Consider the following 23,002-nt stretch of genomic DNA (forward strand, 5'->3'; position numbering starts at 1 on the left):
CTTCCGGATCGAATCCGCCGCCTGTTTCATCGCGTCTGGAACGGGCTGATTTTCTTTGAAGATGCGCTCCAGCGCCTTCGACATCTGGTCATTCACATCTGAACCAACCGCACCCCAGAAGAAGGGTCGTGCACCAAAGAACGAACCGTTGAAGATGGCAGCCGAGTTGGGATTGTTCTTCAGGTAGTCACTATTCTGCAGCGATTGCCGTGACGGCAGCGCAAACCCGCTTTCGAGCACCGTCTTCTGGCTGGCCTCGCTGGTCAGGAAGTTCACCACCTTCCAGGCTGCATCCGGGTTCTTGGTGTTGGCCGAGATACCCCAGGCAACGGTGAAGATCAGATTGCCTTCACCACCAGGGCCGGCGGGCGGCATGACCACGCCGTACTTGGTGGTGGGGAACTGATCGCGCAGGTACGGGATCAGCCAACCACCTTCGTAGACCATAGCGCACTGACCCTTGCCAAAGAGTGTGCCCTGCCAGCCTTCACCCAGATCTGAGGGTAGTGCACCAATGTTCTGTGTGCGGAATGAGGTGTAGAATTCGGCTGCCTTCACCGCTGCCTCGCCGTCGAGCATGGTGTCACTGTAGTCACTATTCATGACCATGCCGCCGTTCTGGAAGACGAAGACCGGGAACCGACCTGGATCGGGTGGTGTGCAGAAGCCATAAATCGGACGGTTCGGATCACTCAAATCGGTGAGCGCTGCCGCTGCCTCACGTAGATCGTCCCACGTCCAGTCATCGGTCGGATAGGCAAGACCGGCTTTGTCGAAGAGGTCCTTGTTGTAGAACATACCGAGGGTGTTGAAGTCTTTTGGAATGCCGTAGGTCTTACCCTCATAGGTGAACGCATCGATCAGTGAAGGGATGAAATCGTTGCGTGAGACACCACTGCTTGCCATCAAGTCATCAAGCGGTAAGAGGGCATCGTTGGTTGCCAGCTCCAGCCACCAGAAGATATCGACGTAGAAGATGTCGGGTTCAGTGCCGGACGCAATCGAGGTCAGCAACACTTGCTTGTAGTCGCCGGTGATCGGCTCGTACTTCACGAGGATGTCTGGATTTTCAACTGAGAAGCGATAGAGCAGCGACTCAAGCTGGGCAGTTTCAGCCGGGCTGGAAGCCCACCCTGACACACGCACGACCGTCTTTTCTGCCGGGACAACGACCGTTTCGCGTACTGTCACCGTCTCACGCACCGTCACCGTCTCGCGGACGGTTTGCGGCTCCGGTGCTACTGGCTGGGTAGTGGTCTGACCACAGGCGCTTAATCCCAATGCCAGCACAGTCAGCATGATGAGGAATTTGATCAGGCGATGCATATCTACTCCTTTCACCAATGATAAAGAATTCAGCACTGATTAAATTGTGAAAAACGATGCGATTTCAAACCATTTTTTACCATCCTCGCGTAGCACAATAACCCACTACCCGATCATCGCCAACCGATGATCAGGAACGAACATTATCGATTGTTGTTAGGCAGAAGCGCGGATGATCAGTGATGGTGATAGTAAGATGTGATGTTGCTCGATTGGGCGTCCTTCTACTAGTGATACCAGCAGCTCAACGCATTTATGGCCGGCCTCGGCAATCGGCTGACGCACACTGGTGAGTGGAGGAAACAGATATTGCGCCATAGGTGCATCGTCAAAGCCGACGATTGCCAGGTCGGTGCCAATCTCCAGACCGCATTCACGGGCTGCGGCCATCGCCCCAATTGCCATCGTATCGTTAAGCGCCATAATTGCCGTCGGTCGTCGTTCGGGTGGCAACTCTAGCAGATGCAGGGTCATTGCCCGTCCAACCTCGAACGTTCCTTCCCCCCGCAACAGATAGCCTGGTTCGATATCAATGGTTGCGGCGCGCATAGCGTCAAGGTATCCCTGCAACCGGTCATTACCGACCCGTGAGTCTTCCGGCCAGGCCAGGATGGCAATGCGCCGATGACCACGCCCGATCAGATACTCGATAGCCTGCCGTGTCCCGGCAGCACCATCAATATCTACCCAGGCAAAATCCCACTCCGGGTTAGAGCGACCGAAGGCGACGAAGGGAAATTTTTGTTTCAGTAAATATTGAATGCGCGGATCGTGATAATTTACACTTGAAAGAACAAATCCATCTACATTACCACTTCGGATCAGATCGCGATACGAGTCAATCTGCGATTTACCTTCGAAAAATGGAAATGGCAAAACGTAATAGCCAACCGCACTTGCTTCGCGCACCATACTGCTCAAGAACTGATCAAGAATATGGTTAACCTGACCGGGTTCGGTTTGCGTCCACGAATACCCAATCATAAAGCTACGCCCGGCGCGCATGTTGCGTGCAATGCGGTTGGGCCGATAGCCTAATTCCTGCACTGCCGCCTGAATCCGCTCCATCGTTTCGGGCGCGACCTGCATATCGCCGTTCAGCACCTTAGACACGGTTTGATAGCTAACTCCGGCGCGCGCCGCTACATCTTTGAGCGTGACTTTCGAGGCTGTCATAGACATCACAAGTTTTTTAGGCGAACGTTCGCCTTTATCATACACCCCACCTGATGACTTGTCAAGAGGAAAAAGCGAACGTTCGCCTGGGAATTATCTGGCGAATCAGGACGTGACGCTCATGTGTTCCCCGCCGTGTGATTGTTCCCGGTGGATGACGGGCGCCGGCTTGTTTCGTTTCAGTGTGTATATCACATCTGGTGTTGCAGTGGTCATAGCACGCTATCCACTAATCGCGCCATCCCTGAACGTGGATGCGTAGTATCGGTGTTGCCTCTCGCACACCGTAGGATTACACACCGGTGTGGAGTGCGGAATCCTCGCTGTCGTGCCAGCCATGTGTACGGGCGTGTGAGGAGCGGTACCCCTGCTGGGGTGAATGTGCTCCACCGGTGCCTGGTCGGGGGCCGGGTTGAGTGCACCCAGGTCGTCTCCTGACTCTAATCTCCCGCCTGGGTTTGCGTGTGCCCGCTCTTGCAGTGGGTGAGGGCTGCTGGAATCCATACTTCCTTACGACGCCTGTCCCCGACGATATGCGGTATACTAAGGCTTGACATAGCAATATAAGGAGCACACGTATGCGCTACGCGCTCGAACGATTTATTAGCGATATTCAGGCGGCCATTGTCGCCACCGGCAAAGTACCGGCTGATCTGATTGAGATTACGACACCAAAACCAAACATTCCCGCTGATCGCACATTTGTGACCTTCAAAGCGGCAAAGGCACTTGGCGTCGATCCGGTGCGTCTGGCTGCCGATCTGGCGACAGCAATTGTTCCGCCATCCGATTCGCTGATTGGCGAGGTGACGGCTACCGGTGCGTTTCTGAATGTTACGCTCCACCCACAGCGATTAGCCGCAGCCGTGCTGGCAGAGATTGAGACATACGGCGATGCCTACGGCTCTGTGGCCGATGGTGCTAACCGGACGGTGGTTATCGACTATTCATCACCCAACATTGCCAAGCGCATGCACGTCGGTCATATCCGCTCAACGATTATCGGGCAGGCGTTAGTCCATATTTTCCGTGCCCTCGGTTATCGCGTGATCGGTGATAATCACCTGGGTGATTGGGGGACGCAGTTTGGTATTATCCTGGCCGCAATGCAGCGCTACGGTCGCCCGCAGAACGAGGGGGAAGCGGCGATGGCAGAGTTGGAGGCGCTGTACGCCCGCTACAATGCCGAGATGAAAGATAATCCGGCCCTTGAAGACGAAGCCCGGCGCTGGTCGCTGGCTCTTGAACAGGGCGATCCAACGGCCCGTGAGCTGTGGCAGTGGTGCGTTGATCTGACGATGCGGGCAGCCCAGCGCAACTATGACCGGCTGGGTGTCCGTTTCGATTACGCCTATGGCGAGAGTTTCTACGAAGCGATGCTGCCTGGCGTGATCGAAGAAGCGCTTCAATCGGGCGCAGCGTTTCGTGATGTTGATGGGGCGGTTGTCGCCGAACTTGATAAGCTGCCCCGGTTTATTGTGCAGCGGAGCGATGGCGGTACTGTCTACATCACCCGTGATATTGCGACGATTAAGTTTCGCTTGCAAGAGTTCAATCCCTCTCACATCATTTATGTGGTCGACGCCCGCCAGGAATTGCATTTTCGACAGCTCTTCGCGATTGTGCGAGCAATGGGGTATGCCCACGATGTTGAATTGATCCATGTGCCATTTGGCGTTATTACCACCCCTGATGGTCAACCCCTTTCTACCAAGAAGGGGAATATGGTCTATCTCGAATCACTGCTCGATGATGCCGTGGCCCGTGCCAGGGCATTAGTGGATGCGAAAAGCCCAACCCTGTCACCGGAAGAACGGGCACAGATCGCTGAGGCGGTGGGCATTGGGGCAGTGATTTACAACGATCTCTACCAGGACCCTCGCCGCAACATTACGCTCGATTGGGATCGCATGCTATCGATTGAAGGGAATAGTGCCGCGTATCTCCAGTATTCACACGCACGCTGCCGCTCGATTCTGCGCCGTGCCGCCGAAGAGGGTATGCTGAGCACTGAGGCCGATCCAGGGCTGCTCACCCATCCGAGCGAGCAACGTCTGGTTCGCCATCTGGCGCGCCTGCCTGAAGCGGTACGCGAGGCTGGTGCCCGCTATGCTCCCTTCGTGATTGCCGACTGGTGCTACACCACCGCTCGCGAGTTCGGTATCTTCTTCGAGCAGTGCCCGGTGTTGCGGGCTGAAACTCCGGCCTTGCGGGCAGCGCGTCTGCAATTGGTGTCGGCAACCGCCAATGCACTACGGAATGGACTGGCGTTACTGGGTATTCAGGCACCTGAACGGATGTAGGCAGATTCTACGCTGGCGATCAGGTGTACGGGCAGGTGTTTGGAGCATTGTCTTTGCTACGATACATCCAACTCTCGGGCAGAGGTTGAGGTGCATATGACGGCAACCAATTTCAGCACAGAAAATCGAACCTACCGCCAGCTCTTGGGGAACGGTCTTACCTACCGTATACCGCCGTTCCAGCGCGACTATTCCTGGAGTGAGGAAGAGTGGGAAGATCTGTGGCTCGATATTCAGAGCACCCTCCCTGCCGATGGTGAACATGCCCACTACATGGGCTATCTGGTGCTCCAGACAGTTGACAATCGGGTATTTGAGGTTATCGATGGTCAGCAGCGCCTCACCACCTTGAGTCTGATCGTTCTGGCGGCGATGCGCTTGCTTAAGCGTCTCATCAGCAGCGGTGTTGAGGCCGAGGCCAATCAGATTCGTCTGACGCAGTTACGGGCCAGTTATATCGGTTACCTCAATCCGGTGACGCTTATGACGCAGAACAAGCTCTCACTCAACCGGCAGAACGATCCGTATTATCGAGATTATCTAGTCACGCTGACCGATCCGCTTCCGCAGCGTGGGTTTCCGGCTTCCACGTTGACGATGCGGAAAGCCTTTGAATGGTTTGAACGTCGTCTCAATGAATATACCAGAGCCGATGGCGATCAAGGCCGTGCTTTGGCGCAGTTTATTGAGACGATGAGTGATAAGCTCTTCTTCACTGTCATCACAGTAGCCGATGAACTAAATGCGTATCGTGTTTTTGAGACCCTCAATGCCCGTGGTGTTCGTTTATCGGCGACCGATCTGCTCAAAAATTATCTCTTTTCCGTCCTGGCTCGCGGTCAACAGGCCACAGGTGAATTAGAAGAGTTGGAGCGCCGTTGGGAAAGACTGGTTGGTCGGTTAGGTAGTGAGAGCTTTCCAGATTTTCTGCGTATGCATTGGAACAGTCGGTATAGCTTTGCGCGCCAGTCTGAGCTGTTCAAGACGATCCGCAGCCGCATCCAGAGCCGCGAAGCGGTATTTACGCTGTTGCGCGAGATGGACGAGGATGTCGATACCTACCTTGCTCTCACCCAACCCGAGGGTTCAGATTGGCCTTCCGATTGGAAGATCTCGGCTCGCGAGCTTCGTCTTTTTTCGGTACGCCAGCCCTATCCGATGCTGATGGCAGCCAGACGCCAGTTTGCTGAACAGGATTTTGCCAGGTTGCTGCGGGCAACGGTCGTTATCTCGTTTCGTTACAATGTCATTGGTTCACAGCATCCAGGTGAACAGGAGCGACTGTATCACGAAGTGGCGAAAAAGATTCACGAGGGAACGATAACGAATGTTCACCTTGCGTTGCAAGCCTTATATCCTATCTATCGTAGTGATGCTGCATTCCGGGCAGATTTTGCCGAGAAATCGATTAAAACCACGCAGAGTCGTAATGCACGGATCGTGCGATATATCCTGAGCAAGCTCGAGCGGCAGGTTGGTGGGATTGAGTTTGATCAAGACTCTCCTGCGTATACCATTGAACATATTTTGCCGCAGTCACCCGATGCGGGATGGGATGCTTTTAGTGATCGTGATATAGACTCCTTCATCTATCGTTTGGGCAATATGACGATGCTTGAGAGTAGTCGCAATAAAGACGCCGCTAATAAACCATTTGCCCAGAAGCGAGCTATTTACAAGGATAGTGAGTTTCACCTCACGAAAAAACTGGCCGACGAAGAAGAGTGGACGCCAGAGCGCCTGGCTGCACGACAGCATGAGATGGCCAGGCTTGCCTCATCAATCTGGCGCATCGATCTGTAGATGTTGTTTCACAAATCCATCCTTCTACAGCATCACTCCCCTGCGCGTCTGGTTGTATCGAAGCCAGACTGCTGTCTCTACTCCTCACGCATCATCATGTCCATAACGAGCCAGTTTATCGGTCGTTACGAAGTGTGTACGGCTTTCGCGTAATTGCAAGCATCCTGGCATGTCGTGGTATTGACAATACAGCCGATTGACCGTTGGTCAATACTTGCGATATGCTCAACAAAGAGATAACTTCTGTTCTGAACTGAGATGGTTTGCGAGATGCCAATATTCTCGCACTGCGATCATGGAAAGGCTAAAAATGTTCTCCTTCAATACCATCCGCGCCGTTTTGTTCGATATGGACGGTGTGCTGTACCGGGGGCAGACGCCGTTGCCGGGAGTTTCCGATCTGTTCCAGTTTCTCACCGAACAGCAGATTGCCTTTGCCTGTGCCACCAACAATGCCTCAATGACGCCGCAGCAATACGAGGCGAAGCTGGCAGCAATGGGGATTACGCTGCCAGCAAGTCGGGTGATTACCTCGGCGCAGGCAACGGCACGGTATCTTCGCGACCAGTACCCATCCGGTACCCGGGTCTTTGTGGTTGGTATGCAAGGGCTACGTGAAGCGCTCTTCACCGATGGCTATTTTGTCGAAGACGACCAATCCCCCGATCTGGTCGTGCAAGGGGCTGATTTTACGCTGACATACGACCGCCTCAAGCGGGCAACGCTGCATATCCGGCGTGGTGCACGCTTCATTTCCACCAACCCCGACCGCACCTTTCCCAGCGAAGAGGGTCTCATTCCCGGTGCCGGTGCGGTTGCCGCAGCACTCAGTGCGGCAACCGCTGTTGCCCCGCTTGTGATCGGCAAGCCGGCACCAACCATGTTTCTCATTGGTGCCGCCTTGCTTGGCGCAACGCCGGCGCAGACGCTGGTAGTGGGTGATCGGCTCGATACCGATGTTGCCGGTGCAATCGCCGCAAACATGCCTTCTGTGTTGGTCTTGACCGGCGTCAGTACGCTGGCTGAAGCGACAACTGGCCCCATCCGCCCCGATCTGATTGTCGCCGATCTACCCGAACTGCTCGACCGCTGGCAGGCGAGTTTGCGCACATCTTGAGTCGAATCTGGTTTAATCAGGAGTCATTGAACACTATCTACGTCACCTGAACGTCACACTTTCAGGCGCCACCCTGCGCTGGCAAGTGCCAGTACGCCCCGGAACCGCACACCTCCGGCGCGCTACTACTACCAATTCCCTCCCTAGCGGGGACAGCTGAGGGTGGGGGCATGTCGGTACGCTCCGGGAGCGCGCTAGAGGCGCACGCTCCCATCTAGCCCGCCATATTTGCTTCTGGCGGAGTAACGGCAGCGCGAGCCAAGCCGCGATAGCGGGATCCATCCGGCACCGTAAGGTCCCGCTCCCAGCGGGGGCGGGTGAGGGTGGGGGCGTGTCGGTACGCTTTGGGAGCGTGCGCCTCCGGCCTGGGCGTGATAGCGTATGAATCAGTTCGCACGCTACTTACCACCTGCTGGTGGCTCGCTAGGAGCACGCTGGTAGCCTGCCAGCACAGGTCTGACAACCCGTATAATGCACTGTGTTATTCAAGATTTGGATAGTAGTGTGGCCTGATGAAGAAGAGGTAATCCCGAACTTTTAGCGCCTCACTGCGCTGGAACCGGTTTCAGATCGAATCACACCGGCTACTCCACTCGTCCTTCGTACACGTACAGCACTACGGAAGGCGCGGGTCCATACTTCCGCTTTCTCGTGTTCTGTACCGGACGTATGTCGCCCCTGCTAACTCACAGTGATCACTTGATACCAATTTGACACAAAACGCCAAAAGCGTGAATATCATGCATGTCGTTTTGGCTTTATGTATGGAAGCACCTGGTAGAAGCGTATGATTCAGCCGGCTATTGTGATCTACGACCGCACCCATGTCCTGGAGCTGATCCGTACTCAGTCGCCAGAAACGATCCGTGGCCGTCTGCGGGCCGGCGATTTTGATACGGTGCTCGATCCCGATGGTCGTGCTCTGCTCGACGAATTGTTGACCGCATGGATACAACGCGCTCTTGGCCCACTCACCCTACGCGACGCCATGCTCATCGATCCGTATCGCGCTCGCCAGGTGTATGGCTTGTTGTGTGCGTTGTATGTGCGGCAACGAGTCGAGATTCCTCTCGATCTTGCCGTGCATCTGCCGGCGGCGCCCGCCGATCTAGCGTCTCTCCCGCCTTCACTTGCTGCCCGACCTGACCTTGCTGCCCTGGCATCACTAGCGACTCAGGAAGGACTGACTCTGGCCTGGCAGGTGCAACCCTACGATTTTGCCTCACCCGGTAATCTGCTCGAACTCGTTCCGCCTTCACCTCAGCCGTACCGCGACGAACTCGTCTTCGAGCAACCGACTGGCATTCGCCGTCGGCTGGCAATCGCCCTCGCCTCGCTTGGGGTAGCCCTGTTGATCGTGCCGTTGCTGTTTGGTCACATTCCCGACCATCCGGCGGGCTGGCCACTGGCATTGTTGACGCTAGCGCTGCTGGTTGGGATCAAAGCCGGTGTCGTCGGCTATTTAGGTGCCTTGTGTATCTGGCTGGTTGCTAATCTGCCCGCCTTTCGTCACGGAACGTCGCCGGTTAATCTCTGGCCGGCGATCCCGCTGATGGTAGTTGGGATCTGGCTTCTTCGCCGTGATCGCCGTGTGCGGGCAATGTGGCGCTTTGTGCGTCGCCAGTTTCGTCGGCGATCCGACGCAACTGGAACAGGTTGACTTCGGGCGGACAGCCAAGACGTAGTGGCAGACCACCGACACCACGGCTGACAAACAGGTGCATCGAGCCAACCTGAAAATGTCCCATGTCGTAGTGCCATCCGTGGCGTGGCAGGCAGAGTGGTCCCAAACCGGGCAGACGCACGTGACCGCCGTGGGTATGACCGGAGAGCTGGAGATGAAAGCCGGCTGTGGCGGCTTCATCGGCAATATCGGGACAGTGAGCGAGCAGGATGCGGAAGTCGTGGGCTGGTGCGCCACCGACTGCCAGCTCCAGATTGGGACTGCCATCCCAATGGTCATCAACCCCAGCCAGTAATAGACGAGCGCCCTGACGCTCGATCAGGCGATGGCGGTTGATCAGCAACTGAATGCCGTGTTCGCATAGCAGGGTCGCAATGTGCGGCATGCCTTCCCAATAATCGTGATTGCCGGGTACGGCATATACACCGAGTGGGGCATGCAGTCGCCGCAGCACTTCAGGGAGTCGTCTGATCGCAGCGCACGTTTGCACCAGATCACCGGTCAACACAATGATTTCGGGCTGCATCGCCAGCAGTTGATCAATCGCCTGATGTGCGTTTGTGAAACTGTAACGATGACCAAGATGCAGATCGCTCAACTGGCCAATCGTCAAACCATCCAGTCCAGATGGCAGTTGCTCAAAAGAAAGGTCTTTCACCGTCAGCCGGATCCGTCGGGGTTCAATAGTAAGGGCATAGCCCGCACTCACTGCACCTGCACCCGCCAGTGCGAGCGTGATCGGTAATCCACCGTAGAAACCGGCTAAACCCGCCAGGACGCTCCCGGCCAGCCCTGCCCCGATCCAGCGCGGCGAATAGCGCAGGCGTGGTTGCCGATCTCGTTGTTTGCGAATTGATGGTAGCGTGGTTGTCATAGCACATCCTTGAATCTGTCGTACAAAGAGAACGCAGGACAGGCATCTCTTGTATTGGCAGCCCATCCTGCGTACTCTTTCCCCCTCGCCATTGACAATATACCATTAAGATGAATAATACCTGAATATAGGCACCAATGTGTTATCCGGTCACTCATCTCTCGCATCAGCTACCGAACGCACCGCTGTATAAGCGCTCTCACCGATAGATGGCGTCACTGCGGCGACGCGACTGTTTCTTTCCACACTACTGCCATCACCGGTATGATATGATTGAGATACCTGTCGAAGCATGGTGAAGATGAACAATATACGATGATGAGGTAACATCCGGGCGTTATGGATCTTAGTCATACTGCCATCCGCGATCACACGGCCTTTCTTGAACGGCTGCGATTGGTGCCCGACCAGCCCGGCGTCTATCTCTGGAAAGACGCCAATGGCCGTCTGCTCTACGTGGGCAAGAGCAAACGGTTGCGCGACCGCATGCGTTCGTATTTCGGCTCACCACGCAGCCTGAGCGGCAAAACCCGGCGGCTGGTCAGCCATATTGCCGATTTTGACATTATCGTCACCCAAAGTGAATTAGAGGCGTTGCTGCTGGAAATGAACCTGATTAAACAGCATCGCCCTCCGTATAACATTTTGCTCAAAGACGATAAGAGCTATCCCTACATCAAGGTGACGGTCAACGAAGATTGGCCACGTGTCTTCGCGACCCGCCAGGTGCTCAACGATGGGGCACGCTATTTTGGTCCCTACGCCAGTGCCGGGTCCGTTTACCAGGCACTCGATGTCCTCAATCGGCTCTTTGCCTTTCGCCCGCCTTACGAGTGTAAAGACGATAAATTTAATCGTCACCGTAAACTGGGCAAGCCCTGCCTCTACTACCAGATGCGTCGTTGTTTAGGCCCGTGTGTGCCCGGTCTGGTGACAAAAGAAGCCTATCGGCAGGCGATTGACGCCGTCTGTCGCTTCCTCGAAGGCAAGAGTGATCAAATCGTGCGCGAGTTACGTGCCCAGATGGAGCAGGCCGCTGAACAGCTTGAGTTCGAGCGTGCCGCATACCTGCGTGATCGCATTCAGGCTATCGAGAAGATTTCCGAGCGCCAGCAGGTATTACGCACGGTTGACACCGATCAAGATGTGATCGCATTTGCCCGCGAAGAGGGCAGTGCGGTCGTGCAGGTGCTCTTCATCCGGGGCGGTAAGCTTATCAACGCCGAACCGTTTACCCTCCAGGGTACCGAAGGCGAGAGTGATGAGGCGTTGCTGACCTCATTCCTCACCCAGTTCTACCAGGATGCCCCCAACATTCCACCCAACCTGTTACTGGCCGATCATGTTGAGGAGCCAATGATAATCGCGTCGTGGCTCCAACAGAAAAGTGGCCATCGGGTCGAAATTACGGTGCCCCGCCGGGGTGAGAAGCGACAACTGGTTGAGCTAGCTGCTAACAACGCACGTCAGAAGCTGCGCGAAATTCGCGAACAGTGGCTCAATTCCGAGCAACGTGCTGTCGCTGCGCTCAGCGAGTTACGCGATCTGCTTGAGCTGCCTGCCCTGCCTCACCGCATTGAGTGCTACGATGTGTCAAATATTCAGGGACAACACTCAGTTGCCAGCATGGTGGTGTTCGAGCGGGGTTCACCCCGTCCGGCCCATTACCGTCGCTTCAAGATCAAGACGGTGAGCAGTGCCAATGACGTTGCTTCGTTGCATGAAGTAATCAGCCGTCGTTTCCGGCGAGCTGCTGAGGCACTTGGCGAGACCCAAACCGTCACCGAGATGGTTGCCGATGACGATAATAAGACCTCTGAGATGGGCGATACCGACCAACAAGCCCTGGAGAGTTGGGCAGAGTTGCCCGACCTGCTGTTGGTTGATGGTGGGCAGGCGCAGGTTGCCGCCGCGTCGGCAGCCCTCCGCGACCTGGGATTTACCCAGATTCCGGTGGTTGGCGTTGCCAAAGGCCCTGATCGCAATCGTTTCGATCTGATTCGGCTCGATTGCGAGCCGCTAGTGCTGGCCCGTGATAGCAAAGCGCTGGCCCTGATCCAGCGGATTGACGAAGAGGCTCATCGCTTTGCCATAACCTATCACCGCAAGCTGCGCAGCAAAGCGACCCTTCGTTCATCCCTGGAAGATATTCCCGGCATCGGCCCCAAACGGAAGCGTGCCCTGCTGAAGGCTTTTGGCTCCCTTGACGCCATTCGTCAGGCCAGTATCGATGAACTTGCTGCCGTGCCGGGTATGACGCGCAAGGCTGCCGAAGAGCTGAAGAGTTTGCTGTAGTTGTCGGAGAAGAGCAATGTCGATTATCCATTCGCATATCCAAACCAACAGCCCCGATTTTCAGGCCAACTTTGCCTATCACCAGTCGCTGGCTGCCGATCTCCGCGAACGCCTGGCCCAGATTCGCCAGGGTGGCGGTGCTGAACAGCGTCGTCGGCATGAAGAACGCGGCAAGCTCTTTGTGCGTGACCGGATTGATACGTTGATCGATCCTGATAGTGCCTTTCTTGAGATCGGTGCGCTGGCTGCCTACAACGTCTACGATGAAGAGGTGCCTGCCGCCGGTATCGTTTGCGGGATTGGCCGTGTAGCCGGGCGCCCGGTAATGATTATCGCCAATGATGCCACTGTGAAGGGCGGCACCTATTTCCCGCTGACGGTGAAAAAGCATCTCCGGTCTCAGGAGATTGCCCGCGAAAACCACCTGCCCTGCATCTATCTGGTTGATAGTGGTGGTGCCTATCTCCCCCTGCAAAGCGAAGTCTTCCCCGACCGCGACCATTTCGGTCGCATCTTTTACAACCAGGCCCAGATGTCAGCCGAAGGCATTCCCCAAATTGCCTGCGTGATGGGTAGTTGTACCGCTGGTGGGGCTTACGTCCCGGCCATGAGTGATGAAGTTGTGATTGTGAAGGGCAATGGCACCATCTTTCTCGGTGGGCCACCGCTGGTCAAGGCGGCTACCGGCGAAGAGGTCACTGCCGAAGAACTGGGTGGGGCCGATGTCCATACCCGTATCTCCGGAGTGGCTGACTATTTTGCCAACGATGATCGCGAGGCGCTGGCCATTGTACGTGACATCGTTGCCCATTTGGGGCCTCGCCAACGGGTGAATTGGGAATTGCGTGATCCGGAGCCTCCGCGTTACGATCCACGGGAAATCTATGGCATTCTGCCACGCGATTTTCGCCAGAGCTACGATGTGCGAGAAGTGATTGCCCGGATTGTTGATGGCAGCCGCTTGCATGAATTCAAAGCACGCTACGGCACCACGCTGGTTTGCGGCTTTGCCCATATCGAGGGCTTCCCGGTTGGAATTCTCGCCAACAACGGCATTCTCTTCAGCGAAAGTGCTCTCAAGGGTGCTCATTTTATCGAGCTGTGTTGTGCGCGCAATATTCCACTTGTCTTCTTGCAAAACATCACCGGCTTTATGGTCGGCAAGCAGTATGAGAATGGCGGTATCGCGAAAGATGGCGCTAAATTGGTGACGGCTGTTAGTTGTGCGAATGTGCCAAAGTTTACCGTGATTATCGGCGGTAGCTTTGGTGCCGGTAACTATGGTATGTGCGGGCGCGCTTATCAGCCCCGCCAGCTCTGGATGTGGCCGAACGCACGCATTAGCGTGATGGGTGGAACACAGGCCGCGAATGTCCTCCTTACCATCCGACGTGACAATCTGCGTGCCCGTGCTCAGGATATGACCCCCGAAGAGCAAGAACGCTTCATGGCGCCGATTCTGGCGAAATATGAGCAGGAAGGCCATCCGTATTATGCCAGTGCCCGGCTCTGGGATGACGGAGTGATTGATCCGATAGAGACGCGGCGTGTGCTGGCGTTGGGCCTGGCGGCTGCTGCCGAAGCACCGGTGCAACCGACCCGTTTCGGCGTCTTTCGTATGTAGGTCTGTCATGACACCTTTACGCATCGTGACCGGCATTGCTGTGATCTGGCTGATATTGGATCCGCAACCGGTCGTTGGCTTTGTGGCCTACACGCTGATTGGTCTCCAGGTACTGGGCTGGTTCTGGCCGCGGATCGCTCGTAACCAGCTCACCTGGCAACGGTATGCGCCTCTGGCACTGGCACCTGATGAGGTGGCCGAGGTTAAGATTCACATTACCTACCGTGGCTGGTTGCCATTACCGTACCTGGTAATTTGTGAAGATATTCCGGCTATGCTCAGCAATGTGCCTCGCAGACAATGGGTTCTGAGCCTGTGGCCCGGTCAGAGCCATACCCTGCGTTACCCGATTCAGTGCCGTCAGCGTGGTCTCTACTGGTTGGGGCCGCTCAGCCTGCGGATTGGCTCGGTGTTTGATCAGCATGAGACGCAGCTTACTGAACGGAAATCAACACCAATCACTGTCACCCCGGCAGTCGTCTCGTTGCGCTTGCTTCATCTGATCGCAGCTCTCCCCTACAGTCAGGAGCGGTATCACCTGAGTCTGTTCGAGGACGCTACTCAGAAAACCGGCGTTCGTACTTATCAGGTTGGCGATCCGCCGCGACGGATTGATTGGAAAACGAGCGCACGTCTCGGTGATCTTCAGGTACGTGAATTGACCCCTACCATTGCTCGTGAAACACTGATTGTGCTGGCTTTTACCGAGGCTGAGTATCCGGGTCGGTTTGCCTACGACAATCGTGAACGGGCAGTTGTTGCCACAGCTTCCCTGGCTACCACGCTTATCCAGCGGCGGCAGGCAGTTGGCTTGTGCAGCAACGGCTACGATCCGTTACATCGCCAGGCTGGTATCACATTGTTGCCTGCGACCGGCATTGAACATCTGCGCGAACTATTGGTTCGCCTTGGTCGGATCGAACCGGCGACAGACGCGCCACTGATCGAAGAGGTAATAACGGGCGAGTCTGTCCTGCGTCCTGGCGCAACGCTGGTTCTGATCACCAGTGTCCTGAGCACCCAAATCCTAACGACTCTGGTAACTTTCCGTCAACGTGCAATGAAAGTGGTATTGGTACTGGCTGATCCAGTCCTGACCGATCTTCTCCATGCCCAACAGTATGGTATCGTCACGTTGCAGATAGATCGTGCAGGGGCGATTATTCCTTGTACGTGAAAAGTGATAAGTGCTTTCGTTTATGCCGGTGCAGTACACAAGAGGAGACATTACTATGCTGCGCATTGCTGAAGAAGTTACCACTGCGCTCGAAGAAGGGCGGGCAGTGGTTGCGTTGGAGAGTACATTAATTAGCCACGGCCTTCCCTACCCTCACAATCTGGCCGTGGCGGAGGGTCTGGAAGCGGAAGTGCGCGCTGCGGGTGCGGTACCGGCGACTATCGGTCTGATCGAAGGAGTACCGGTCATTGGTCTGAATGGTAATGAGCTGGAACGGCTAGCGGTTGGCGGTGATCGGGTGCGCAAGTTGAGTCGGCGTGATATTGGTCCGGCAATTGTCGATCACGCCGATGGCGCTACGACAGTGGCGGCAACGATGGCACTCGCTGCTGCGGCCGGGATAGAAGTCTTCGCTACCGGCGGAATTGGCGGCGTTCATCGCGGTGCAACCCATAGCTGGGATGTGAGTGCGGATCTGACCGAATTGGGCCGGACACCGGTGCTGGTTGTGTGTGCTGGTGCGAAGGCGATCCTCGACCTGCCGGCGACGCTCGAATACCTGGAGACTCAGGGTGTACCGGTGGTTGGGTACCAGACGGTAGAATTCCCGGCCTTTTATACTCCCCATAGCGGTTTGAACGTAGCGGCTGTTGCTGCTGATGCGCTGGCAGCCGCCCGAATGTGGCGTATTCAGCGCCGTTACCACACATTTGCTGCCCCCGGTGGCATGCTGCTTTGCGTTCCCCCACCAGAACGCCATGCCCTGGAACGAGAGGCTGTCGAAGCCGCGATTGGTCGGGCATTGGCGCGCGCTGAAGCAGAAGGTGTACGCGGGCCGGCAGTCACGCCGTTTCTCCTGGCAGCCATGGCCGAAGAGACCAGCGGCGAGAGTATCGAGACTAACATTGCTTTGCTACGAAACAATACCCGTGTAGCCGCTGAAGTTGCTATTCGGATCAGTGAATTGGGTTGAAACCTGGGTGAACAAACCGTGTGCAAAGTACTTGACAAATTGCGTTATTGCTTTTATACTAACTATCGCTGTTATCAGATGTAACAGCTTGCACCGTCACATCCTCGACGGTTGAAACCTCACACGTTACCCCGTTTCGTTACGTGCTGGGCGCCTCTGTAGGCATTCTCCGCAAGTGCGGAGAGATTTTTGTTGTGTCTTGTCATAGCTGCATAGTTAGGCAGGAGTGCCCGCCAATGCTCAAGCGTCGATTGTCAACCTGGAAAAAAGAAGAAGTATCACTGCACACGCACGAGCGTGATGAACGTTTCGGGCACGAAGAAGAGATTCTCTCTCCCGATCTGAGCGATATCGAGCAGGTAGAGCCAACCCTTGACGCTGTTCAGCATTACCTGCAAGAGATTGGTCGCGTCTCTCTTCTGACCGCGGCTGAAGAGATTGAGTTGGCCGAGCGGATCGAACGCGGTAATGAGGCTGAAGCCCGGCTTGCTACAGCGACCAACCTGACACCGCGCGAACGCTACGAACTCCTTCAGGCGGTTCAGCAGGGTGAAGAGGCACGCCGCCATCTCATTCAGGCCAATTTGCGTCTGGTCGTGAGTATTGCCAAGAAGTATGTTGGACGTGGTCTTGCCCTGCTTGACCTGATCCAGGAAGGTAATATTGGTCTGATGCGTGCGGTTGAGAAGTTTGATTACCACAAAGGTAATCGCTTCAGCACATACGCAACGTGGTGGATCCGTCAGGCGGTGACGCGGGCGATTGCCGAACAGGGGCGGACAATCCGGTTGCCGGTGCATATGAGCGAGTCGGTTGGGCAGGTGAAGCGAATCGCCGAACGTCTGGCACAATCGCTCGAACGTCAGCCAACCGCGGAAGAGATTGCAATGGCGCTTGGCCAGCCGGTTGAGCGTATTCAGCGCATTCTCGAAGCGGCACGTCGTCCAGTTTCGTTGGAAACACCGGTCGGCGATGAAGGCGAACACACGCTTGGCGATTTTCTGACCGATGAAGAATTGCCGACGCCGGGCGAAATGGCGGCTCAGAAGCTGCTGCGCCGTGATCTGTGTGCTGCCCTCGATCGCCTCAATGATCGGGAACGCCGGATTATCGATTTGCGCTACGGTCTGGTCGATGGCCGGCGCCGGACGCTTGAAGAAGTAGGGCGTGTGCTCGGTATGACGCGCGAACGGGCGCGCCAGATCGAGGCGGAAGCGCTCCGGCGTTTGCGTAGTCCTGAAGTCGGGCAGCATCTCCGCGATTATCTGGAGTAGTTGCACCTGACGCCGACTGCCAGCCTGCCGGTCGTAGCCACACAACGACACCTGACGTGCGTTTGGGACGAGATTTCCCCGGTGTTGCCCAAACGCACGTTTTGCTATCGCTGACACCGCCCGTGCATGCCAGACGATACGTATCGCGGTGAGGGGATCACCCTGCCACCGGGCCTGATCACAGCAGCGTAGCACCGGTGTGGCCGCGACGCACGCAGTAGGATGACGTTTCGGATGAGGATACTGTTGCCAGACAGGGTTGTCCGTGTCGTGTAGTAGTGATGCACAGTATCACTGTCTATCACCGAATATGCGGTGAACTATGATCCGTGGTTGTCATCTGCCGGATACCGATGAGCGAGTTCTGTAGGGGCGGGTTAAGAACCCGCCCCTACGCGAGCGTTGATATAACCTGGTCGTATTACCTCACCGTGGTGATGATTTCTGGTGTTCACAACTTGACGAAATTCCTCTTCAGTGATAGACTTTGGAACTGCGCCGGGGTAGCTCAGCGGTAGAGCAAACGGCTCATAATCGTTAGGTCGCGGGTTCGAATCCCGCCTCCGGCACCAGTCGCCGGTGAGCAACGCTCACCGGCGTTTCCGTTCATCGTGCAATACCACCATGCTTGAGCTATTACGCCAGTTTTTACGTGCTGAGGACGTCGAGCAGTCTTCTGATCGACTACTGGTTGCTGTCTCTGGCGGCAGCGACTCACTTGCCCTGCTGCACATGCTCTGCACATTACACCGTGCTGGTGGCCCGACCCCAGTTGTAGCGCATCTCGATCACGGCCTGCGAGGTGCTGAATCTGCGGCAGATGCCGACTTCGTTGCTGCTACTGCGACGGCCTGGGGGGTACGGGCAATTGTCGGACGTGCCCACCTGCCACCAGGAACAACACCGGCCGAGGCGCGAACTGCACGCTACACCTTTCTTGCCACAACCGCTCTCGCCGAACACGTCGATGCTGTGCTCGTTGCTCATCAGGCTGATGATCAGGCGGAAACGGTCTTGATGCACTTACTCCGTGGCGCCGGGCCGGCTGGCTTGCGCGGTATGCGGGCGCGGGTTGAGTGGTCGGAATGGGCAGCAGCCCTGATTGAGAGCGGACAGGCTCCGCCCCACGGCCCACCATTGTTGCGACCACTGTTAACGGTCAGTCGGTCTGAACTGGCGGCGTACTGCGCTGATCATCAGTTAACCCCACGCGACGATCCAACGAACCGTAATCTCCATTATGTGCGGGCACGGATCAGACATGTGCTTTTGCCTCAACTTGCCGGCGAGAATCCTCAGATCACTGCTGCTCTTACTCGTACTGCTCGTATCTGTGCTGAAGATTACGATTTTATTCAGACCATGCTGGCAGATCAGTGGCCGAACCTCATCGTTGAGCAGCAGTCTGACAAAGTGGTATTTGAGCGGGCTGCCCTGATGAGCATCCATCCAGCCCTACGCCGCTATGCGTTACGGCGTGCGATTGCTCAGCTCGGTGCAGAGGAACCGGGGTTAGCCCACCTCGATGCTGCCCTGCATCTCATCGGTGGGCAGTCTGGTCGCTCGACGCAGATCGCTCCCCAGGTTACCCTGGTGTGCGATCAGCAAACAGTGACATTGCACTTGCCATCGGCATTACCGCCACCTGGCCCGCAGTTGACAACACCTGTGACATTACCGGATCAGGGGGTTGTGCCACTGGCGAATGGCTGGCAGTGTGTTGTGCAGGATCATCCCCCGGTGCATCCTGATCGCTGGTGGTTAGGACTGGCTCAGCGGCCAGCGGCGCCGTTGCAGTTACGACCACGGCGCCCCGGTGATCGGATGCGACCTGCCGGTGCGCCCGGACGGCGACGCTTACAGGATGTGTTCGTTGATTTGCGCGTGCCGCGTATGCTGCGGGCTGCCTGGCCGATTCTTACCACTGCTGATGATCAGATTCTCTGGGTCGTTGGATTGCGAGTTGCTGCTGGCATCGCTGCATCTGAGTCGAATCAGGCTACAATGTGGATTGGGATCGTTCATTCTGCCACAACAAGACAGGAGTAAGCATGCGTCAGGACATTGATTACATTTTGATTGGGGAAGATCAGATTAAACAGCGGGTTGCTGAGTTGGCTGCTGCGATCAGTACCGATTATCGCGACCTCGGTGATCTGCTGCTGGTCGGCGTTTTGAAGGGCTGCGCCATGTTTATGGTTGATCTGGCGCGGGCAATTGATCTGCCACTTGCGATTGATTTCATCGCGGTTGCCAGTTATGGCGCCAGTACCGAGTCGTTAGGTGTGGTTCGTCTGATCAAAGACTTAGATACTGACATTTCGCAGCGCCACGTATTGATTGTCGAAGACATTATTGATAGCGGGCTGACCCTGGCATATCTGCGGTCGCAATTGCTGCGGCGCAATCCGGCCAGTCTGCGTATCTGTACCTTGCTCAACAAACCTGAACGACGCACTGCCGATGTGCCGGTTGACTACATTGGCTTTAACATCCCGAATGCCTTCGTGGTTGGGTACGGCCTGGATTATGCCGAGCGCTATCGCAATCTCCCCTTCATTGGCGTGTTGCGCCCCGAGGTTTACCAATCAGTGTAGTTGTGATCCAGATCACATTCTGAGTGTAATCTGTTCCCTTGCCGTCGGCGATCGGCTAATGCTATAATTCCAATAAGCGGCGTACAGGATAGCTAATTGCTGTCTTGGTCGCATATTCCTCATAAGTGGGGTTCATTCCTCAGTATTGTCTGGTTTGGGTCTACCAGGAAATAGCGAGGCAACCCCTCTAGAAAGATGAAGTATGAATGATAATCGTTGGTTAAAGAATAGTTTTGTCTATCTCATCATTCTGGTTGCAGCGCTAGCACTGTTCTTCCAATATTTCGGTCAGGGTGCCAGCCAGACTGAAGAGAAAGGCATTGCCGATGTCATTGCTGACGCCCAGGTTGGTCTGGTAAGTGAAATTCAGGCGCAGGCTGGTGACGAACAGATTATTGTTACCTACAGGGATGGTAAGAAATACCGCTCACGGGTCGAAACCTCGGATAGCGTGATGCAGTTGCTGGCCGACTACAACGTACCGTTGTACGATGAAAATGGCCGGCGGACGATCAACGTAACCGTGCAGCCAGCACCCGCATGGGGCGGTTTACTCAGCATCTTTACCATTCTGCTGCCAACCCTGCTGCTCATTGGCTTTTTCGTCTTCTTTATGCGACAGGCGCAGGGGAGCAACAATCAGGCGATGTCGTTTGGCAAGAGCCGGGCACGGATGTTTGCCGGCGATAAGCCCACCATTACCTTCGCCGATGTGGCCGGTCAGGAAGAGGCAAAGCAGGACCTGGCCGAAATTGTTGAGTTCCTCAAGTTTCCTGACAAGTTTGCCGCGCTCGGGGCACGCATTCCGCGTGGTGTGCTGATGGTTGGCCCGCCCGGTACCGGTAAGACGTTGCTCTCGCGGGCAGTCGCCGGTGAGGCAGGTGTTCCCTTCTTCAGCATCTCCGGCTCCGAGTTCGTTGAGATGTTTGTTGGCGTAGGTGCCTCACGTGTGCGCGACCTGTTTGATCAGGCCAAGCGTAATGCACCCTGCATCGTCTTCATTGATGAGATCGATGCTGTTGGTCGGCAGCGCGGTGCCGGTTTGGGTGGCTCGCATGACGAGCGTGAGCAGACGCTCAACCAGATTCTGGTCGAGATGGATGGCTTCGACACCAACACGAATGTGATCGTGATCGCGGCTACGAACCGGCCCGATGTGCTCGACCCGGCGCTCGTGCGACCAGGCCGCTTTGACCGCCAGGTGGTGCTCGATGCGCCCGATGTGCGGGGTCGGATCGAGATTCTGAAAGTTCACGTCAAGGGCAAACCTCTGGCCGAGGATGTCAACCTTGAGGTGATCGCTCGTCAGACACCCGGTTTCTCAGGTGCTGATCTGATGAATGTTGTGAACGAAGCAGCGATTCTGGCGGCACGACGCTCGAAGCGCAAGATCAGCATGGCAGAGTTCCAGGATGCGGTCGAGCGGGTTGCTATCGGTGGCCCTGAGCGGCGTTCGCGCGTGATGACCGACCGCCAGAAGCTGGTGGTGGCCTACCATGAGGCCGGTCACGCGATTGTTGGTGCTGCGTTGCCGAAGGCCGATAAGGTGCAGAAGGTGACGATCATTCCACGTGGACAGGCTGGTGGGTATACCCTCTTCTTGCCTGATGAGGATAGTCTGAGCCTGCGCACCGTTTCCCAGTTCAAGGCACGTCTGGCCGTCTCGCTGGGTGGCCGGGTAGCTGAAGAGATTGTCTTCGGCAACGACGAGGTGACAACCGGCGCTTCTGGTGATTTGATGCAAGTCACCCGTGTTGCCCGGGCAATGGTCACGCGCTACGGTATGAGCCAGCGCCTTGGCCCGATGGTCTTCGGCGAGAAGGAAGAGCTGATCTTCCTTGGTCGCGAGATCAGCGAGCAGCGCAACTACGGTGATGAGGTGGCGCGCCAGATTGATGAAGAGGTGCATGCAATCGTCACCGAAGCCTATGAAACGGCGCAGCAAATCCTGCTCCAGAACCGGGCTGTGCTTGACGATATGGCGAATGCGTTGCTCGAATACGAGACGCTTGATGGTGAACAACTTACGGAGATGATCCGTCGGGTAAAGCCGCTGGCGCTCGATCTGAGCAAGAGCAGCACGCCTAATGGACGATCTGATGAGCGACCTATACAGCCTGATGCATCGCAGCACGGCTTTGGTGGTACCAATCCACTTTCAGCGTAAATTCGCCGTCTCATTGTAGTCGAGCATCCCTACTGGCGAGATTACCAGTAGGGATGCTTTGCATAATCGGAAGCTATCTGGTATCAAATCTGATTTAGTGGGAACGCACGCCTCGGCTCTGCTCGCAACCGGACATAGCCCATGTTGCGCTGCCAGCAGAGTATCTCACCCCCAAACCGGCGCACAAAGGTGAGAGACATCCTTCACTGGTGGTTCTCGCTCCTAGCGGGGGCGGGTTAGGATGGGGACGTGTCGCGACGCACTGTTGGAAGCAGCCCCAACATCACGCCCTTGCCAACTCGTTTAGAGTACGGAAACCTCCCTTCCGCATTCGCCGTGCGCACCGGCAGGCGCGGGGCGTAGCCCTACCTCTACCGGTACGCGACTCTGATGAAGAGGCTTTGCAATGATGATTGATGGTCTCGGCGATGATGCACAGGATCAAGATTTGCTATCATAACCCAAGTTTCCACCTATGTTGTGAGCAGGCCCCGTAGGCTGAGTGCCAGGTTGACCAGCACGACGTTACACGCAACACCGTGTGGTATGTTCGCATGAACGATGTGAGGAGCAGCCAGTTCCTATGGACATACTACGTCACGTCTCACGGTA

The 23,002-nt window shown here is 56.0% G+C and carries 14 protein-coding genes and 1 tRNA gene; 12 read left to right on the plus strand and 3 right to left on the minus strand.

Annotated features, from left to right (window positions below; all coding sequences use genetic code 11):
• The coding region (locus VAE57_RS12355) for an ABC transporter substrate-binding protein (protein WP_322822180.1) at nt 1–1,326 on the minus strand (1,326 nt) is incomplete at its 3' end.
• Nucleotides 1,327–1,482: 156 nt separating this feature from the next.
• Nucleotides 1,483–2,502 carry a LacI family DNA-binding transcriptional regulator gene (locus VAE57_RS12360; RefSeq protein ID WP_322822181.1) on the minus strand — a complete coding sequence of 340 codons (1,020 nt, stop codon included), beginning with the start codon at nt 2,500–2,502 and terminating at the stop codon, nt 1,483–1,485.
• A 578-nt stretch (nt 2,503–3,080) separates the two neighbouring features.
• On the opposite strand from VAE57_RS12360, the gene argS reads away from it, so the two are divergent.
• The 3 genes from argS to VAE57_RS12375 all read left to right on the plus strand — a co-directional run bounded on the left by argS (nt 3,081) and on the right by VAE57_RS12375 (nt 7,725).
• Nucleotides 3,081–4,805 carry an arginine--tRNA ligase gene (gene argS, locus VAE57_RS12365; RefSeq protein WP_322822182.1) on the plus strand — a complete coding sequence of 575 codons (1,725 nt, stop codon included), beginning with the start codon at nt 3,081–3,083 and terminating at the stop codon, nt 4,803–4,805.
• Nucleotides 4,806–4,901: 96 nt separating this feature from the next.
• On the plus strand, nt 4,902–6,608 hold the full coding sequence (locus VAE57_RS12370; RefSeq protein WP_322822183.1) for a DUF262 domain-containing HNH endonuclease family protein: 1,707 nt from the start codon (nt 4,902–4,904) through the stop codon (nt 6,606–6,608).
• A 310-nt stretch (nt 6,609–6,918) separates the two neighbouring features.
• Nucleotides 6,919–7,725, plus strand: coding sequence for an HAD-IIA family hydrolase (locus tag VAE57_RS12375; RefSeq protein ID WP_322822184.1), 807 nt, complete (start codon nt 6,919–6,921; stop codon nt 7,723–7,725).
• 1,526 nt (nt 7,726–9,251) lie between these two features.
• Here VAE57_RS12375 and VAE57_RS12380 read toward each other — a convergent pair.
• Nucleotides 9,252–10,283, minus strand: a complete 1,032-nt coding sequence (locus VAE57_RS12380) for a metallophosphoesterase (RefSeq protein WP_322822185.1) — start codon at nt 10,281–10,283, stop codon at nt 9,252–9,254.
• 339 nt (nt 10,284–10,622) lie between these two features.
• On the opposite strand from VAE57_RS12380, the gene uvrC reads away from it, so the two are divergent.
• The 9 genes from uvrC (at nt 10,623) to ftsH (ending at nt 22,390) form a co-directional block, all read left to right on the plus strand.
• Nucleotides 10,623–12,578 (plus strand): excinuclease ABC subunit UvrC, encoded by a 1,956-nt coding sequence (uvrC, locus tag VAE57_RS12385; protein ID WP_322822186.1) that lies wholly within the window; start codon nt 10,623–10,625, stop codon nt 12,576–12,578.
• Nucleotides 12,579–12,594: 16 nt separating this feature from the next.
• Nucleotides 12,595–14,202: a carboxyl transferase domain-containing protein gene (locus tag VAE57_RS12390; protein WP_322822187.1), complete on the plus strand. Its 1,608-nt coding sequence runs from the start codon at nt 12,595–12,597 to the stop codon at nt 14,200–14,202.
• A 7-nt stretch (nt 14,203–14,209) separates the two neighbouring features.
• Nucleotides 14,210–15,379: a DUF58 domain-containing protein gene (locus tag VAE57_RS12395; protein WP_322822188.1), complete on the plus strand. Its 1,170-nt coding sequence runs from the start codon at nt 14,210–14,212 to the stop codon at nt 15,377–15,379.
• 55 nt (nt 15,380–15,434) lie between these two features.
• Nucleotides 15,435–16,352 (plus strand): pseudouridine-5'-phosphate glycosidase, encoded by a 918-nt coding sequence (locus VAE57_RS12400; RefSeq protein ID WP_322822189.1) that lies wholly within the window; start codon nt 15,435–15,437, stop codon nt 16,350–16,352.
• A 236-nt stretch (nt 16,353–16,588) separates the two neighbouring features.
• Nucleotides 16,589–17,626 carry a sigma-70 family RNA polymerase sigma factor gene (locus tag VAE57_RS12405; protein WP_322822190.1) on the plus strand — a complete coding sequence of 346 codons (1,038 nt, stop codon included), beginning with the start codon at nt 16,589–16,591 and terminating at the stop codon, nt 17,624–17,626.
• A gap of 497 nt (nt 17,627–18,123) precedes the next feature.
• A tRNA-Met gene (locus tag VAE57_RS12410) sits at nt 18,124–18,198 on the plus strand.
• A gap of 52 nt (nt 18,199–18,250) precedes the next feature.
• On the plus strand, nt 18,251–19,675 hold the full coding sequence (tilS, locus tag VAE57_RS12415; protein ID WP_322822191.1) for a tRNA lysidine(34) synthetase TilS: 1,425 nt from the start codon (nt 18,251–18,253) through the stop codon (nt 19,673–19,675).
• A gap of 2 nt (nt 19,676–19,677) precedes the next feature.
• On the plus strand, nt 19,678–20,223 hold the full coding sequence (gene hpt, locus VAE57_RS12420; RefSeq protein WP_322822192.1) for a hypoxanthine phosphoribosyltransferase: 546 nt from the start codon (nt 19,678–19,680) through the stop codon (nt 20,221–20,223).
• 202 nt (nt 20,224–20,425) lie between these two features.
• On the plus strand, nt 20,426–22,390 hold the full coding sequence (gene ftsH / locus VAE57_RS12425) for an ATP-dependent zinc metalloprotease FtsH (protein WP_322822193.1): 1,965 nt from the start codon (nt 20,426–20,428) through the stop codon (nt 22,388–22,390).
• Nucleotides 22,391–23,002: the final 612 nt, after the last annotated feature.

The sequence above is a fragment of the Chloroflexus sp. genome (assembly GCF_034434295.1).
Classification (GTDB): Bacteria; Chloroflexota; Chloroflexia; order Chloroflexales; family Chloroflexaceae; genus Chloroflexus.

Excerpts from the sequence above, each read along its gene's own strand:
- VAE57_RS12400 (WP_322822189.1), top strand. The coding sequence starts at position 15,435 with ATGCTGCGCATTGCTGAAGAAGTTACCACTGCGCTCGAAGAAGGGCGG.
- VAE57_RS12405 (WP_322822190.1), top strand. The coding sequence starts at position 16,589 with ATGCTCAAGCGTCGATTGTCAACCTGGAAAAAAGAAGAAGTATCACTG.
- VAE57_RS12395 (WP_322822188.1), top strand. The coding sequence starts at position 14,210 with ATGACACCTTTACGCATCGTGACCGGCATTGCTGTGATCTGGCTGATA.
- ftsH (WP_322822193.1), top strand. The coding sequence starts at position 20,426 with ATGAATGATAATCGTTGGTTAAAGAATAGTTTTGTCTATCTCATCATT.
- VAE57_RS12380 (WP_322822185.1), bottom strand. The coding sequence starts at position 10,283 with ATGACAACCACGCTACCATCAATTCGCAAACAACGAGATCGGCAACCA.
- VAE57_RS12375 (WP_322822184.1), top strand. The coding sequence starts at position 6,919 with ATGTTCTCCTTCAATACCATCCGCGCCGTTTTGTTCGATATGGACGGT.
- VAE57_RS12390 (WP_322822187.1), top strand. The coding sequence starts at position 12,595 with ATGTCGATTATCCATTCGCATATCCAAACCAACAGCCCCGATTTTCAG.
- hpt (WP_322822192.1), top strand. The coding sequence starts at position 19,678 with ATGCGTCAGGACATTGATTACATTTTGATTGGGGAAGATCAGATTAAA.
- tilS (WP_322822191.1), top strand. The coding sequence starts at position 18,251 with ATGCTTGAGCTATTACGCCAGTTTTTACGTGCTGAGGACGTCGAGCAG.
- uvrC (WP_322822186.1), top strand. The coding sequence starts at position 10,623 with ATGGATCTTAGTCATACTGCCATCCGCGATCACACGGCCTTTCTTGAA.
- VAE57_RS12360 (WP_322822181.1), bottom strand. The coding sequence starts at position 2,502 with ATGACAGCCTCGAAAGTCACGCTCAAAGATGTAGCGGCGCGCGCCGGA.
- argS (WP_322822182.1), top strand. The coding sequence starts at position 3,081 with ATGCGCTACGCGCTCGAACGATTTATTAGCGATATTCAGGCGGCCATT.
- VAE57_RS12370 (WP_322822183.1), top strand. The coding sequence starts at position 4,902 with ATGACGGCAACCAATTTCAGCACAGAAAATCGAACCTACCGCCAGCTC.